Annotated in this window: 13 protein-coding genes; 8 read left to right on the plus strand and 5 right to left on the minus strand. The window is 60.4% G+C overall.

Features of this window, described 5'->3' with window-relative positions; genetic code table 11:
• The first annotated feature begins 537 nt into the window (after positions 1–537).
• Positions 538–1,056 (plus strand): glycine cleavage system protein R, encoded by a 519-nt coding sequence (locus ACIPLA_RS24735; protein WP_218395214.1) that lies wholly within the window; start codon positions 538–540, stop codon positions 1,054–1,056.
• A gap of 215 nt (positions 1,057–1,271) precedes the next feature.
• Here the strand turns inward: ACIPLA_RS24735 and rarD are convergent, their stop codons facing one another.
• The 5 genes from rarD to ACIPLA_RS24760 all read right to left on the minus strand — a co-directional run bounded on the left by rarD (position 1,272) and on the right by ACIPLA_RS24760 (position 7,165).
• Complete coding sequence (gene rarD / locus ACIPLA_RS24740; RefSeq protein ID WP_030129965.1) at positions 1,272–2,159, minus strand: EamA family transporter RarD; 888 nt, start codon at positions 2,157–2,159, stop codon at positions 1,272–1,274.
• A 162-nt stretch (positions 2,160–2,321) separates the two neighbouring features.
• Positions 2,322–3,296 carry a serine/threonine protein kinase gene (locus ACIPLA_RS24745; protein ID WP_401176757.1) on the minus strand — a complete coding sequence of 325 codons (975 nt, stop codon included), beginning with the start codon at positions 3,294–3,296 and terminating at the stop codon, positions 2,322–2,324.
• 182 nt (positions 3,297–3,478) lie between these two features.
• The gene (locus ACIPLA_RS24750) at positions 3,479–5,380 is read right to left on the minus strand and encodes a PhoX family protein (protein WP_401176760.1); all 1,902 of its coding nucleotides are present in this window, start codon (positions 5,378–5,380) and stop codon (positions 3,479–3,481) included.
• 216 nt (positions 5,381–5,596) lie between these two features.
• Positions 5,597–6,361: a TOBE domain-containing protein gene (locus tag ACIPLA_RS24755; protein WP_192344819.1), complete on the minus strand. Its 765-nt coding sequence runs from the start codon at positions 6,359–6,361 to the stop codon at positions 5,597–5,599.
• Positions 6,362–6,424: 63 nt separating this feature from the next.
• The gene (locus ACIPLA_RS24760; RefSeq protein ID WP_401176763.1) at positions 6,425–7,165 is read right to left on the minus strand and encodes a ComF family protein; all 741 of its coding nucleotides are present in this window, start codon (positions 7,163–7,165) and stop codon (positions 6,425–6,427) included.
• Between the two features lie 90 nt (positions 7,166–7,255).
• On the opposite strand from ACIPLA_RS24760, the gene bioB reads away from it, so the two are divergent.
• The 7 genes from bioB to ACIPLA_RS24795 all read left to right on the plus strand — a co-directional run.
• Positions 7,256–8,311 carry a biotin synthase BioB gene (gene bioB / locus ACIPLA_RS24765; protein WP_008008198.1) on the plus strand — a complete coding sequence of 352 codons (1,056 nt, stop codon included), beginning with the start codon at positions 7,256–7,258 and terminating at the stop codon, positions 8,309–8,311.
• Positions 8,312–8,447: 136 nt separating this feature from the next.
• On the plus strand, positions 8,448–9,626 hold the full coding sequence (bioF, locus tag ACIPLA_RS24770; protein ID WP_218395211.1) for an 8-amino-7-oxononanoate synthase: 1,179 nt from the start codon (positions 8,448–8,450) through the stop codon (positions 9,624–9,626).
• Positions 9,619–10,350 carry an alpha/beta fold hydrolase gene (locus ACIPLA_RS24775; RefSeq protein ID WP_008008203.1) on the plus strand — a complete coding sequence of 244 codons (732 nt, stop codon included), beginning with the start codon at positions 9,619–9,621 and terminating at the stop codon, positions 10,348–10,350. The genes bioF and ACIPLA_RS24775 overlap by 8 nt, the downstream gene beginning before the upstream one ends.
• Entirely contained in the window at positions 10,343–11,155 is an 813-nt protein-coding gene (gene bioC, locus ACIPLA_RS24780) for a malonyl-ACP O-methyltransferase BioC (protein WP_218395210.1), read from the plus strand. The genes ACIPLA_RS24775 and bioC overlap by 8 nt, the downstream gene beginning before the upstream one ends.
• Positions 11,152–11,832: a dethiobiotin synthase gene (bioD, locus tag ACIPLA_RS24785; RefSeq protein ID WP_192344814.1), complete on the plus strand. Its 681-nt coding sequence runs from the start codon at positions 11,152–11,154 to the stop codon at positions 11,830–11,832. The genes bioC and bioD overlap by 4 nt, the downstream gene beginning before the upstream one ends.
• A 120-nt stretch (positions 11,833–11,952) precedes the next feature.
• Positions 11,953–12,249 (plus strand): hypothetical protein, encoded by a 297-nt coding sequence (locus ACIPLA_RS24790; protein ID WP_008076394.1) that lies wholly within the window; start codon positions 11,953–11,955, stop codon positions 12,247–12,249.
• A 277-nt stretch (positions 12,250–12,526) separates the two neighbouring features.
• The coding region (locus ACIPLA_RS24795) for a phenylacyl-CoA dehydrogenase (protein WP_401176770.1) at positions 12,527–13,807 on the plus strand (1,281 nt) is incomplete at its 3' end.

The following is a 13,807-nucleotide window of genomic DNA, read 5'->3' on the forward strand; positions in this document are numbered from 1 at the left end:
GCCTCTGGCCATTTAAACCACAAACCCTTCTACCAGTACATGCCATTGCTGGCGGCTGGGTTCGATCCGATCAACGGCTTTACGGCCTTGCTGACAGGGCTTTCAGGGGTTGCGACGGACCTGCGGCAGACATCGATCCAGCGTTATGTAGTGCGCGCTGCGGCATACTACATGATGAATTGCGGTTGTGAAAATTAGACTAATTACGTCGTTCTGCGACCCCATGACGCATTGTGGTCATGGCGAGAAACGGGATGTTCTCAAAAAACTATTGGATTGTTCCAGTTAAATATAAAAACTTGTACACGATTTGTGGTTTGGCAGGATTGTTGGTGGTGCCCTATTCGCGGGCAAGCCTCACTCCTACAGGTCCGCGTCGTTCCCATGATTGTGGATTACCTCGATACTGTAGGAGCGAGGCTTGCCCGCGAAGGGGCCGATCGATTCAACACACAATTGACTCTACTTCAGGCACCCACCAGCCCCTTGCCTATACTTGTTTTTCTATAACAAAAGTCATGACCAGAGGGCTGCGCCATGGACCATCTCGTACTCACTGTAATTGCTCCAGACAAGCCCGGGCAGGTCGAGCGCATCGCTCAATGCATTGCCGAGCACGGCGGTAACTGGCTGGAGAGCCGCATGTCGCGGATGGCCGGGCAGTTCGCCGGGATCCTTCGGGTGGGTGTACCGGCCGAGGCTTACGATGAACTGGTAGACGCCCTACAGAGATTGGCGGATCAAGGGATCCGCGTGCTGATCGCCGAAAGCGGCATCGAACAATCCTGCACCTGGAAGCCGATTGCCATGGAGCTGGTGGGCAATGATCGTCCGGGTATTGTGCGAGACATTACGCGTCTGCTGAGTGAGCAGGGCGTGAACCTGGAGCAGTTGGTGACCGACGTTCGACCGGCGCCGATGAGTAGCGAGCCGCTGTTCCATGCCGAGGCGATTCTTGCGGTGCCACTGACCTTGTCGCTGGAGGTGCTGCAATCGCGCCTGGAAACCCTGGCGGACGATCTGATGGTCGAATTGGTGCTGCGCAGCGAACCCTGAAAAGGTTATCCAAGTTATACGTGCACCTGCCTGTGGATAACCTGTAGAGACACCTCGCCAGGCCACGTCGGCCGGTGCTCTTCAGGATCTGATCAAAAAACCAGCAGTTTCAGTGACTTGCGCACAAACGCCGGGGATCACACTGTGGATAACCTTGGGAAGGATGGATGCAGGCCACGGGATACGTGGCCTGTAGAGATTTGTACGTTTTCTGATCAGCTGCGGCGGCGCAGACTTATCCACGCATCGACGCTGTAAACCGCCAGACCGGCCCAAATAAAGATGAACGCCACCAGCGTGCTGGACGACAAGTGTTCGCCAAACAGCAGAACGGCTTGCAACAACACCAGCGTCGGCGCCAGGTACTGGAGAAATCCGAGGGTGGTGTAGGGCAAATGCCGGGCGGCGGCGTTGAAACACACCAGCGGCACCAGCGTCACCGGACCTGCAGCCACCAGCCACCAGGCTTCAGAGGTGGTCCAGAATTCGGCTTGCGCGCTGCTCGCCGTCGGATTGAACAGCAGCCAGGCGACAGCAATCGGCACCAGCATCCAGGTTTCCACCACCAGCCCGGGCAGCGCCTTGACCGGGGCCTGCTTGCGGATCAGTCCGTAGAAGCCAAAGGTCAATGCCAGCACCAGCGACACCCACGGCAGGCTGCCGACTTGCCACACTTGCTGCGCAACACCGACCGCCGCCAGGCCAACCGCCAGCCATTGCATGCGCCGCAGCCGTTCGCCGAGGATCAGCATTCCCAACAGCACGTTTACCAGTGGGTTTATGTAGTAACCGAGGCTGGCTTCGAGCATGCGTCCGTTGTTCACCGACCAGACGTAGGTCAGCCAGTTGGCGGCGATCAACGTGCCGCTCAGGGCCAGGATTGCCAGCCGTCGGGGGTTCTCCCGCAGTTCGCGCCACCAGCCGGGATGCTTCCAGACGAGCAGCAGCAAAGCACCAAACAGCGCGGACCAAAGCACTCGATGGATGATGATCTCCACGGCGGGCACGTTGGCGATGGCTTTGAAGTAGAGCGGGAACAGGCCCCAGATGATGTAGGCACTCAGGCCCAGGATGTACCCGCGACGCGGGTTGGCGGCTTGCATGAGAATCCTTGCTTAGGCAGCTAACAAAGAGGGGATTGTATAGATGTGTCATGTTTTTTGTAGGAGCGAGGCTTGCCCGCGAAGAACGATGATGCGGTTCGTCAGACAAACCGCGTTATCGTTCTTCGCGGGCAAGCCTCGCTCCTACAGGGGCTGGTGTGTTTAGAAGAGTTTTAGTGGCTCTTCATTGAGCGCAGCCAATTGCTCACGCAGCGCCAGCACTTGATCGCCCCAATAGCGCTCGGTACCAAACCACGGAAAGCTGCGAGGGAAGGCCGGGTCGTCCCAGCGACGGGCGAGCCAGGCGCTGTAGTGCATCAGGCGCAAGGCGCGTAGCGGTTCGATCAGTGCCAGTTCCCGCGGGTCGAAGTCGTGGAATTCGTTGTAGCCGTCCATCAATTCCGACAACTGCCCCAGACATTCCTGACGATCACCCGCCAACATCATCCAGATATCCTGCACCGCCGGGCCCATGCGGCAGTCGTCGAGGTCGACGATGTGGAACATCTCGTCGCGGCACATCATGTTGCCGGGGTGGCAATCGCCGTGCATGCGGATGTTCTGGTGTGGCGTGGCCTTGTAGACCTCTTCGACCCGCTTGAGCAGGTCGCGGGCCACGGACTCGTAGGCCGGCAGCAAGCTTTTGGGTACGAAATTGCCTTCGAGCAATGTCGTCAGCGAGTCCTGACCGAAGTTCTTTACTCCCAGCGCTTCACGGTGTTCGAACGGTTTGGTGGAGCCGACCGCGTGCAGGCGACCGAGCAGTTGCCCCAGGCGATACAGCTGATCGAGATTGCCCGGTTCCGGCGCACGGCCGCCACGGCGGGGGAACAGGGTGAAGCGGAAACCGTTGTGTTCGTGCAGGCTGGCACCGTTGTGAATCATCGGCGCGACCACCGGTACGTCGCATTCGGCGAGTTCAAAGGTGAATTGGTGCTCTTCGAGAATCGCTTCATTGGTCCAGCGCTGCGGGCGGTAGAACTTGGCGATCAGCGGTTCGGAGTCTTCGATGCCGACCTGATAGACACGGTTCTCGTAGCTGTTGAGCGCCAGAATGCGGGCGTCGCTGAGAAAGCCGATGCTTTCGACGGCATCGAGCACGAGGTCTGGGGTGAGCGTTGCAAACGGGTGGGTCATGCTGACTCCTGCGCGCAGCAGGCTGCCGCGTCGGGCCAAACATGGTAGCGCAGACGGGGCTTCTTTAGGGGGTGGGCTTGAGATCAGTGGTGTTTGGGATGACGCCTTCGCGGGCAAGCCTCGCTCCTACAAGGGATCACGCTGTACCTGTAGGAGCGAGGCTTGCCCGCGAAGAGGCCCGATCAGGCGCCGACGACTCCGCCATCCTCGCGGGAAATCGCCATCACCGAAGACCGCGGCTTGCCGTTGGGCAGATGCTCGGGGAACGTCGACCCACCGTTTTCCCCCGGATGCTGGATCCCGACAAACAAGGTTTTCTGATCCGGCGAGAAGCTGATCCCCGTCACCTCGCAGCCCACCGGCCCGACCATGAAGCGGCGGATCTCGCCGGTCACCGGGTCGGCACAGAGCATCTGGTTATTGCCCATGCCCGCGAAATCGCCTGCGTTGCTCGAGTCGCCATCCGTGAGGATCCACAGGCGACCGGCCTTGTCGAAACCCAGCCCGTCCGGGCTGTTGAACATGTTCTGCGGTGTGATGTTCGATGAACCGCCCTTCGGCGTGCCGGCGTGGACGCCCGGGTTGCCGGCGACCACAAACAGATCCCAGGCAAAGCTTTTCGAGCCGTGATCGTCACGGTCAGTGCGCCAGCGCAAAATCTGCCCGTAGACGTTCTTTTCGCGCGGGTTCGGCCCGCCCACCGGTTGCCCGTCCTCGCCACGCTTGGCGTTGTTGGTCAGCGTGCAATAGACCTGGCCATCCTTGGGGCTGACGACGATCCATTCCGGGCGGTCCATGCGCGTAGCTTTCACCACGCTGGCCGCGAGGCGGGCGTGAATCAGCACTTCGGCCTGATCAGCAAATCCGCTGCTGGCATCAATGCCGTTCTTGCCATGGGTCAGTTCGATCCACTCGCCCTGGCCTTTCGGGTGATCGGCATTGCCGTCGCCCGCATCGAAGCGCGCCACGTACAAAGTGCCGTGGTCCAGCAGGTCGCGGTTGGCCTTGGGGTTTTTATGGTTGATCTTGTCGCGGCTGACAAATTTGTAGATGAACTCGCCGCGCTCATCGTCGCCCATGTACACCACGGCGCGACCGTCATTGGTTTCGGCCAGTGCGGCGTTTTCATGTTTGAAGCGGCCCAGCGCGGTGCGTTTGACCGGCGTCGACTGAGGATCGAACGGGTCGATTTCCACCACCCAGCCATGACGATTGAGTTCGTTGGGGTTTTTCGCCAGGTCGAAGCGCGGATCGTGTTGATGCCAGTTGATTTCTTTACTGGCCGCCACCGCGCCGTAGCGTTTCTGCGCGGCGTCGAATTTCTGCTCGGCATTGCTACTGCCGAAGCAGTCGGTGAAGTTCTCTTCGCAGGTCAGATACGTGCCCCACGGCGTCTTGCCGTTGGCGCAGTTCTGGAAGGTGCCGAGGACGTTCTTGCCGTGTTTGTCGGCGCTGGTTTTCATCAGCTCGTGACCTGCCGCCGGACCGCTCAGGCTGATCGGCGCGTTGCCGTGAATGCGCCGGTTGTAGCGCGAGCCCTGGATGAACTGCCACTGGCCGTTCTTGCGCTGCACTTCGATGACCGACACACCTTCGCAGGCCAGGGCCTTGCGCACATCTTCCGCCGATTGCGGCATACCACCGTGGGGGTAGAGGTAGCGGTAGTTGGTGTATTCGTTGTTGATCGCCATCAGCGCCCGGTCTTTTTCACCGGGGAATTCGAACAGGCTCATGCCGTCGTTGTTGTCGCCGAACTGGACTTCCTGCGCCTGGGCCGTGCCGTTGCCGCTCGGGTCGAACGCCGGGCCATTTTTTTGCAGTGGCTGGCCCCAGCTGATCAACACCGAAGATTTGTAGCCCGGCGGCAGGGTGATGGTATCGGTCGTGGCGGCGGCGATGCTGTCGAAACCCAACAGTTTGCTGGAACCGGCGCTGACGCTGGCGGCCAGCACGCTGCGACTCAGCAGGTTGCCACCGAGAAACATCGCCGCACCACAGAGGGCACCCGCGCTGATGAAGCCACGACGGCTGAGGCCGACCATTTTTTCGAGGTCGGTGGGTTGGTTGTCTTCTAATAAGCTCACATCAGGCTCCCTGCGGGTTTTTGCAGCCACCTTAATGGTGGTCGATGAAGCTTTTGTTGCAGCCGCTGCATTGATTTTTTGTAGCAGCTGCCGAAGGCTGCGTTCGATCGCGAAGCGGTCGTAAACCCGCCACCGCGATTGCCAACGTCGGATGGCGACTGCTGCGCAGCCGAACGCAGCCTTCGGCAGCTGCTACAGGGTTGTGTGGTGTCTGATCTAGAGCGGTGTGCCCAGCAGAATGTTGGATGGCGCGAATTGCACCTGTACCGGTTTTCCGGCGGTGAGTTCGAGGGTCTTCAGGTGCAGCGGCTCGGCCAGGGCGCAAAGTGTCTGGCCATTGGGCAGGCCGATGCGCACTTCGCTGGGGCCGTCGTCGGCGTCGAGGATTTCTTCGATCATGCCCTTCAGGCAATTGTTGCCGGGCGTTGCGGTTTGATCGATGCCCAGCAGTTCCAGCCAACCGGCCTTGATCAGCGCCACTACTTCGGTGCCGGTCTGCAGTTCCAGGCGCAGAGTGCTGTCGTGGGTGATCTGCGCATCGATCCGCAAACCTTCGGCCAGTTCAAGACGGATGCGGTCGTTGCGTCCTTGTGCATCGATCGCCACGACCTTGCCGTGCAGTTGGTTGCGCGCGCTGGTTCTGAGCATCAGGCGACCGAGCAGGTCCAGGTCACTGGCTTCTTCGGCGGCTTCCAGCACCTGAGTCTGCAAGGCTTGCAGCTTTTGATACAGGCGCAACACGCGCTCACCTTCGCTGGACAGTTTGGCGCCGCCACCGCCCTTGCCGCCGACGCTACGCTCCACCAGCGGTTTCTGCGCGAGGTTGTTCAGCTCGTCGATGGCGTCCCACGCCGCCTTGTAACTCAGGCCGGCGCTTTTCGCGGCGCGGGTGATCGAGCCTTGTTCGGCGATGTGTTGCAGCAACGCGATGCGCTGCGGGCGACGGGCAATGTGCTGGGACAACAACGTAGGCAAGGACATGGCGAGACGCTTTGGGCTGTGGCGATGGGGAGGACGTTGGCGGCTTGGCGCGCGGGAGTCAAGTCAGGTCACGTCGCCAGGTTTTGGGGTACGGGCCAGGCAGTAGACATCGACCCGCGCGGCGCCCGCGTCCATCAACAGGCGAGCCAGGGCCTGGGCGGTGGCGCCGGTAGTCAGCACATCGTCGACCAATGCGAAATGGCGACCCTTGATCGAGGCGCTGGGCGCCAAGGCAAAGGCGTGGCGCAGGTTCTTTTTACGGGCGTCGGCATTCAGCTCTTGTTGCGCGCTGGTGTCCTGAATCCTCAGCAGCAGCGTTTCATCATAAGGAATATCGAGGCTGACGCTGAGCCAGCGGGCGACCATCGCCGCCTGGTTGAAACCCCGCTGGCGCAGGCGTTTGGCGGCCAGCGGTACCGGTATCAGCGCGTCGGGCCGATCCAGGTCTTCATCGAAGCGATGTTGCAGGAACTGAGCAAGAAGTTCGGCGAGCAGGCGGCCTAACGGCCACTTTGCGCTGTGCTTGAAGCGGGTGATCAAACTGTCGACCGGAAAGCTGTAAGTCCAAGGCGCTGCGACTCGCTCGAAGGCCGGCGGTTGTTTCAAGCATTGGCCGCACGTCAGGCCCGTGGAAGGCAAGGGCAGGGCACAGGTTTGGCAGTGCTCGCCCAGCCAGGGCAGGTCGGTTTCGCAGGCCATACAGATTGGCCGGATATCTTCTGTCGCTTCGCTGCAGAGTAAGCAGTGTTGGTTATTGTTTAACCAGTTGTAAACCGGTCCTACGTATCGTGGTTGACAGCGCATCGCTCTTCCTTAAATATGCCGAACATCCGTGTCGCGTCTGTGGGTATTCCATTCCCCAGCCGCTTGCCAAGCATAAACAAGGAAACGCCCATGAGCGCCAGCACCACTGCAACCCTGCGTCATGACTGGTCTTTGGCCGAAGTCAAAGCACTCTTCGTTCAGCCATTCAACGACCTGCTGTTCCAGGCGCAGACGGTGCACCGCGCGCATTTCGACGCTAACCGTGTCCAGGTTTCGACGCTGCTGTCGATCAAGACCGGTGCTTGCCCGGAAGATTGCAAATATTGTCCGCAGTCCGGTCACTACAACACCGGCCTGGAAAAAGAAAAACTGATGGAAGTGCAGAAGGTCCTCGAAGAGGCCGCTCGTGCCAAGGCCATCGGTTCGACCCGTTTCTGCATGGGCGCGGCGTGGAAGCACCCGTCGGCCAAAGACATGCCGTACGTGTTGGAGATGGTCAAAGGCGTGAAAGCCATGGGCCTGGAAACCTGCATGACCCTGGGTCGTCTCGATCAGGACCAGACCGTCGCCCTGGCCGAAGCCGGCCTGGACTACTACAACCACAACCTCGACACCTCGCCGGAGTTCTACGGCAGCATCATCACCACCCGTACGTACAGCGAGCGCCTGCAAACCCTGGCTTACGTGCGTGATTCGGGGATGAAGATCTGCTCCGGCGGCATTCTCGGTATGGGCGAGTCCCTCGACGACCGCGCCAATCTGCTGATCCAGCTGGCCAACCTGCCTGAGCATCCAGAGTCGGTGCCGATCAACATGCTGGTGAAGGTCGCCGGTACGCCGCTGGAAAATGCTGACGACGTCGACCCGTTCGACTTCATCCGCATGCTCGCTGTCGCTCGCATCCTGATGCCAAAATCCCACGTGCGCCTGTCCGCCGGCCGTGAAGCGATGAACGAGCAGATGCAGGCCCTGGCGTTCTTTGCCGGCGCCAACTCGATTTTCTACGGCGAAAAACTGCTGACCACCGCCAACCCGCAGGCGGACAAGGACATGCAGCTGTTCTCGCGTCTGGGCATCCTGCCGGAAGCCCGCGAAGAGCACGCCGACGAAGTGCATCAGGCCGCCATCGAACAGGCGCTGGTGGAGCAGAAGAGCAGCGAGCAGTTCTATAACGCGGCTGTCTGACTTCACCCCGCCCTGTAGGAGCGAGGCTTGCCCGCGAATGAGGCACTTTGGTCTATCTGACTGACCGTGGTGACCCCTTCGCGGGCAAGCCTCGCTCCTACAGGAGTTGTTTGTTTTCCTGACCCGTGAGGCCTGCATGTCTTTCGATCTCGCCGCACGCCTTGCTGCCCGTCGTGCCGAAAACCTTTATCGCCAGCGTCCGCTGCTCGAAAGCCCTCAGGGGCCGGAAGTGGTGGTCGATGGCCAGCCGTTGCTGGCGTTCTGTAACAACGATTACCTGGGCCTGGCCAATCACCCGCAGGTGATCGAAGCCTGGCGCGCCGGCGCGTCGCGTTGGGGCGTGGGCGGTGGTGCTTCGCATTTGGTGATTGGCCACAGCGGCCCGCATCACGCACTGGAAGAAGCCCTCGCCGAGTTCACCGGTCGCCCGCGAGCTCTGCTGTTCACCACCGGTTACATGGCCAACCTCGGCGCGGTCACCGCGTTGGTCGGGCAGGGCGATACGGTGCTCGAAGACCGGCTCAATCATGCGTCGTTGCTGGATGCAGGGTTGTTGTCCGGTGCGCGTTTCAATCGCTATCTGCATAACGACGCGGCCAGTCTGGCCAAGCGCCTAGAGAAGGCCACCGGCAATACGCTGGTGGTCACTGATGGCGTGTTCAGCATGGACGGTGACATCGCCGACCTGCCGGCGCTGGCGCGGGAAACCAAGGCCAAAGGCGCCTGGCTGATGGTCGATGACGCTCACGGTTTTGGTCCGCTGGGTGCCAATGGCGGCGGGATCGTCGAGCATTTCGGTCTGAGTCAGGAAGACGTGCCGGTGTTGGTCGGCACCCTTGGCAAGGCTTTCGGTACGGCCGGTGCTTTTGTGGCTGGCAGTGAAGAGCTGATCGAAAGCCTGATCCAGTTCGCTCGCCCTTATATCTACACCACCAGCCAACCGCCGGCGCTGGCCTGCGCGACACTGAAAAGCCTGGAGCTGTTGCGCAGCGAACACTGGCGACGTGAGCATCTGCAGGCGCTGATTCGCCAGTTCCGTCATGGCGCCGAACAGATTGGCCTGGAGTTGATGGACAGCTTCACGCCGATCCAGCCGATCATGATTGGCGATGCCGGGCGCGCAGTTCGACTGTCGCAGATGTTGCGCGAACGCGGGCTGATGGTGACCGCGATTCGTCCACCGACTGTGCCCGCGGGCAGCGCACGTTTGCGCGTAACCCTGACCGCCGCTCACAGCGAGGCGCAGGTACAGCTATTGTTAAATGGACTGGCCGATTGTTTTCAACAACTGGGACCGGAGCCAAGCCATGCGTGATCGTCTGATTCTGCTGCCGGGTTGGGGTCTCGGGATTTCGCCGCTGGAACCCTTGGCAGCGGCCTTGCAAGGGTTGGATGAGCACCTGCGCGTCGAGATCGAGCCGTTGCCGGAGCTGGAATCGAGCGACCTTGAAGAATGGCTCGATGAGTTGGACTCGACGTTGCCGCAGGATGCCTGGCTCGGTGGCTGGTCATTGGGTGGCATGCTGGCGTCCGAGTTGGCGGCACGACGCGGTGACCGCTGCTGCGGCTTGGTGACCCTGGCGAGCAACCCTTCTTTTGTCGCCCATGAACGATGGTCGAGCGCGATGCCCGGCGAAACCTTCGATGCGTTTCTGGCCGGCTGCAAGGCTGACTCGCGCATGACGTTGAAACGTTTTTCGCTGCTGTGCGCCCAAGGTGCCGAAGACCCGCGCGGGATGTCACGGCTGTTGCTCGCTGGCGCACCGCATACGTCTTCGCCGGTGCTGATGAGCGGCCTGGAGTTGCTTGCCCAGCTGGATACCCGGCAAGCGTTGCAAGCGTTTCGCGGCCCGCAGTTGCACTTGTTCGCCGGCCTCGACGGGCTGGTCCCGGCCGAAGCGGCGGGGGACTTGTTGACGCTGCTGCCGGATGTCGAAATCGGTCTGATTGAACAGGCCAGTCACGCGTTTCTTCTGGAAGACCCTCACGGTGTGGCGGGGGCGATTCAGGCCTTTTTGCATGAGTTCGGTGATGACTGATTTATCCCTTCCCAACCTGCCCGGCGGCTTGCCCGACAAACGCCAGGTGGCGGCGTCCTTTTCCCGTGCGGCGGAGAGCTACGACAGCGTGGCCGAACTGCAGCGTGACGTGGGCAGCGAGTTGTTGCGTCGGTTAACGGGAGATCTTGTCCCTGCTCGTTGGCTGGATATGGGCTGCGGCACAGGGTATTTCAGCCGAGCCTTGGCGCAGAAGTTTCCTGCGAGCGCCGGAGTGGCGCTGGACATCGCTGAAGGCATGCTCAATCACGCTCGTCCCTTGGGCGGCGCGACCCATTTCATCGCGGGCGATGCCGAGCGCTTGCCGTTGCAGGACTCGACCTGCGATCTGGTCTTCTCCAGCCTGGCGGTGCAATGGTGCGCGGATTTCGCCTCGGTGCTCAATGAGGCGTATCGGGTACTGAAACCGGGCGGTGTTTTTGCGTTTGCTAGTCTGTGTGTAGGCACGCTGTACGAATTGCGCGACAGCTGGCGTCAGGTGGATGGCATGGTGCACGTCAACCGCTTCCGCGAGTTCGGTGTTTATCAACAGCTTTGCGCGGGCAGCGGCTTGAAGGTCGTCAGCCTCGAAACGCAGCCGCATGTGTTGCATTACCCCGATGTCCGCAGCCTGACCCATGAGCTCAAGGCACTTGGGGCGCATAACCTGAACCCCGGTCGGCCAGGCGGTTTGACCGGCAGGGCGCGGATCCTCGGCCTGATCGAGGCTTACGAGCAGTATCGTCAGGCACAGGGACTGCCGGCGACTTATCAAGTGGTTTACGCCGTGTTGGAGAAACCCTTATGAGTGCAGCCTATTTCATCACCGGTACTGACACCGATGTCGGCAAGACCACCGTCGCCGCAGGCTTGCTGCATGCCGCGCGGTTGGCGGGCTTGAGCACGGCAGCGGGCAAACCGGTGGCCTCCGGTTGCGAGCTGACGCCCAAGGGGTTGCGCAACGCCGATGCGCAGGCCCTGTTGGCCGAGTGCTCGATACCGTTGACCTACGAACAGGTCAATCCGGTCGCGTTCGAACCGGCGATTGCACCGCATCTGGCGGCGCGAGAGGCTGGCGTGGCATTGACCGTGCAATCACTGTTGACACCGATGCGGCAGATTCTCGATATGCAGGCGGACTTCACGTTGATCGAAGGTGCTGGCGGCTGGCGAGTGCCGTTGGCGGATCAGGACAATCTGTCGGACCTGGCGATGGCGCTGGGGCTGCCGGTGATCCTGGTGGTCGGTGTACGGCTGGGTTGCATCAATCATGCGCTGCTGACAGCTGAGGCGATCGCACGGGATGGTTTGCAGTTGGCAGGGTGGGTGGCCAACATCATCGATCCTAAGACGTCGCGCCTTGAAGAGAACCTCGCGACATTGGCCGAGCGCATCCCCGCGCCATGCCTGGGACGAGTGCCAAAACTCAAATCGGTGACAGCCGACGCGGTGGCCGCGCATTTGCAGCTGGATCTGCTGGACTGAATTTGTTGGCTTGAGTTTTAGCTATGACAAGGCACTGTGCCATTAGTGTTTTTGTCGGGCCTTTTGTCGGCGTGTCTGGTTCAATGGCCGCTGTTGATCCTTTGTCGGACGAGTTCCCCCATGGAAATCTCAGGAAATACCGCTTTTTATGCCGGTCTGAGCACTATTCAGACAGGGCAGAACCGTGTCGATCAGGCTTCGGGTCAGATCGCCAACAACACCATCGAACGTTCGGTCACCAGTCAATCCTCCGAGGTTCAGGTTGATCGCCTGCGTTCGGTAGACCGCAGCCAGCAATCGGACTTGGCCAGCAATATGGTCGAGATGTCCCAAGGCAAGTTCCAGGTGGAACTGGGCGTCAAAGTCGCCAAGGCATCCGATGAAATGCTCGGTACGCTGATCGATACATTTGCCTGAACCCTCGCTGAATCCGCTACTCCAACGCCGCGCCTGTTCGCGGCGTTTTTCTGCGTAAGTCCTTCTGCCTCAACTAATCTCTCCTACATGGCGTGTTGCTCAGTCAACGGCGGTGGGCAGCGGCGTGTCCGAGGTTTTCGTGACGCGATGACGAACGGCAAAAGATCGGCGCTTGACAAGAATTGGGCGTAAACGTATGTTTCAAACAACTGTTTGACCGCCACAACAAATCAACGCGGTCGTTCATTCCCGGTTACATCAGCAGAGGTTTATCGCTATGCCTGACTACAAGGCCCCCTTGCGTGATATTCGCTTCGTTCGTGACGAACTGCTCGGCTACGAAGCGCACTATCAGAGCCTTCCGGCTTGTGCAGACGCAACTCCAGACATGGTTGACGCCATTCTCGAAGAAGGCGCCAAGTTTTGTGAGCAGGTGCTGGCTCCGCTGAACCGCGTGGGTGACACCGAAGGCTGCACCTGGAGCGAGTCCGGCGTTAAAACCCCGACCGGTTTCAAGGAAGCCTACAAACAATTCGTCGAAGGTGGCTGGCCAAGCCTGGCTCACGACGTAGAGCACGGCGGCCAAGGCCTGCCAGAGTCTCTGGGTCTGGCCGTCAGCGAAATGGTTGGCGAAGCCAACTGGTCGTGGGGTATGTACCCAGGCCTGTCCCATGGCGCGATGAACACCATTTCCGAACACGGTACGCCTGAGCAACAAGAGGCTTACCTGACCAAACTGGTTTCCGGCGAATGGACCGGCACCATGTGCCTGACCGAACCGCACTGCGGCACTGACCTGGGCATGCTGCGCACCAAGGCCGAGCCTCAGGCTGACGGTTCCTACAAAGTCTCCGGCACCAAGATCTTCATCTCGGCCGGCGAACACGACATGGCCGACAACATCGTCCACATCGTTCTGGCACGTCTGCCGGATGCACCGGCCGGCACCAAAGGCATTTCCCTGTTCATCGTTCCGAAGTTCCTGCCGAACGCAGACGGCTCGATTGGCGCACGCAACGCTGTGACCTGCGGTTCCCTGGAACACAAGATGGGCATCCACGGTAACGCCACCTGCGTGATGAACTTCGACGCGGCCACCGGTTACCTGATCGGCCCGGCGAACAAAGGCCTGAACTGCATGTTCACCTTTATGAACACCGCACGTCTGGGTACCGCGCTGCAAGGTCTGGCTCACGCCGAAATCGGTTTCCAGGGCGGCCTGAAATACGCTCGCGATCGTCTGCAAATGCGCTCCCTGACTGGCCCGAAAGCGCCGGACAAAGCCGCTGACCCGATCATCGTTCACCCTGACGTACGTCGCATGCTGTTGACCATGAAGGCGTTCGCCGAAGGCAACCGTGCGATGGTTTACTTCACTGCCAAGCAAGTCGACATCGTCAAGTACGGCGTAGACGAAGAAGAGAAGAAGAAAGCCGACGCACTGCTGGCCTTCATGACGCCGATCGCCAAAGCCTTCATGACTGAAGTCGGTTTCGAATCCGCTAACCACGGCGTACAAATCTACGGCGGCCACGGCTTCATCGCCGAGTGGGGCATG

It is taken from the genome of Pseudomonas sp. NPDC086112, from assembly GCF_044746425.1.
Classification (GTDB): Bacteria; Pseudomonadota; Gammaproteobacteria; order Pseudomonadales; family Pseudomonadaceae; genus Aquipseudomonas.

Coding starts and splice junctions, on each gene's coding strand:
- ACIPLA_RS24735 (WP_218395214.1), top strand. CDS start 538: ATGGACCATCTCGTACTCACTGTAATTGCTCCAGACAAGCCCGGGCAG.
- rarD (WP_030129965.1), bottom strand. CDS start 2,159: ATGCAAGCCGCCAACCCGCGTCGCGGGTACATCCTGGGCCTGAGTGCC.
- ACIPLA_RS24745 (WP_401176757.1), bottom strand. CDS start 3,296: ATGACCCACCCGTTTGCAACGCTCACCCCAGACCTCGTGCTCGATGCC.
- ACIPLA_RS24755 (WP_192344819.1), bottom strand. CDS start 6,361: ATGTCCTTGCCTACGTTGTTGTCCCAGCACATTGCCCGTCGCCCGCAG.
- ACIPLA_RS24760 (WP_401176763.1), bottom strand. CDS start 7,165: ATGCGCTGTCAACCACGATACGTAGGACCGGTTTACAACTGGTTAAAC.
- bioB (WP_008008198.1), top strand. CDS start 7,256: ATGAGCGCCAGCACCACTGCAACCCTGCGTCATGACTGGTCTTTGGCC.
- bioF (WP_218395211.1), top strand. CDS start 8,448: ATGTCTTTCGATCTCGCCGCACGCCTTGCTGCCCGTCGTGCCGAAAAC.
- ACIPLA_RS24775 (WP_008008203.1), top strand. CDS start 9,619: ATGCGTGATCGTCTGATTCTGCTGCCGGGTTGGGGTCTCGGGATTTCG.
- bioC (WP_218395210.1), top strand. CDS start 10,343: ATGACTGATTTATCCCTTCCCAACCTGCCCGGCGGCTTGCCCGACAAA.
- bioD (WP_192344814.1), top strand. CDS start 11,152: ATGAGTGCAGCCTATTTCATCACCGGTACTGACACCGATGTCGGCAAG.
- ACIPLA_RS24790 (WP_008076394.1), top strand. CDS start 11,953: ATGGAAATCTCAGGAAATACCGCTTTTTATGCCGGTCTGAGCACTATT.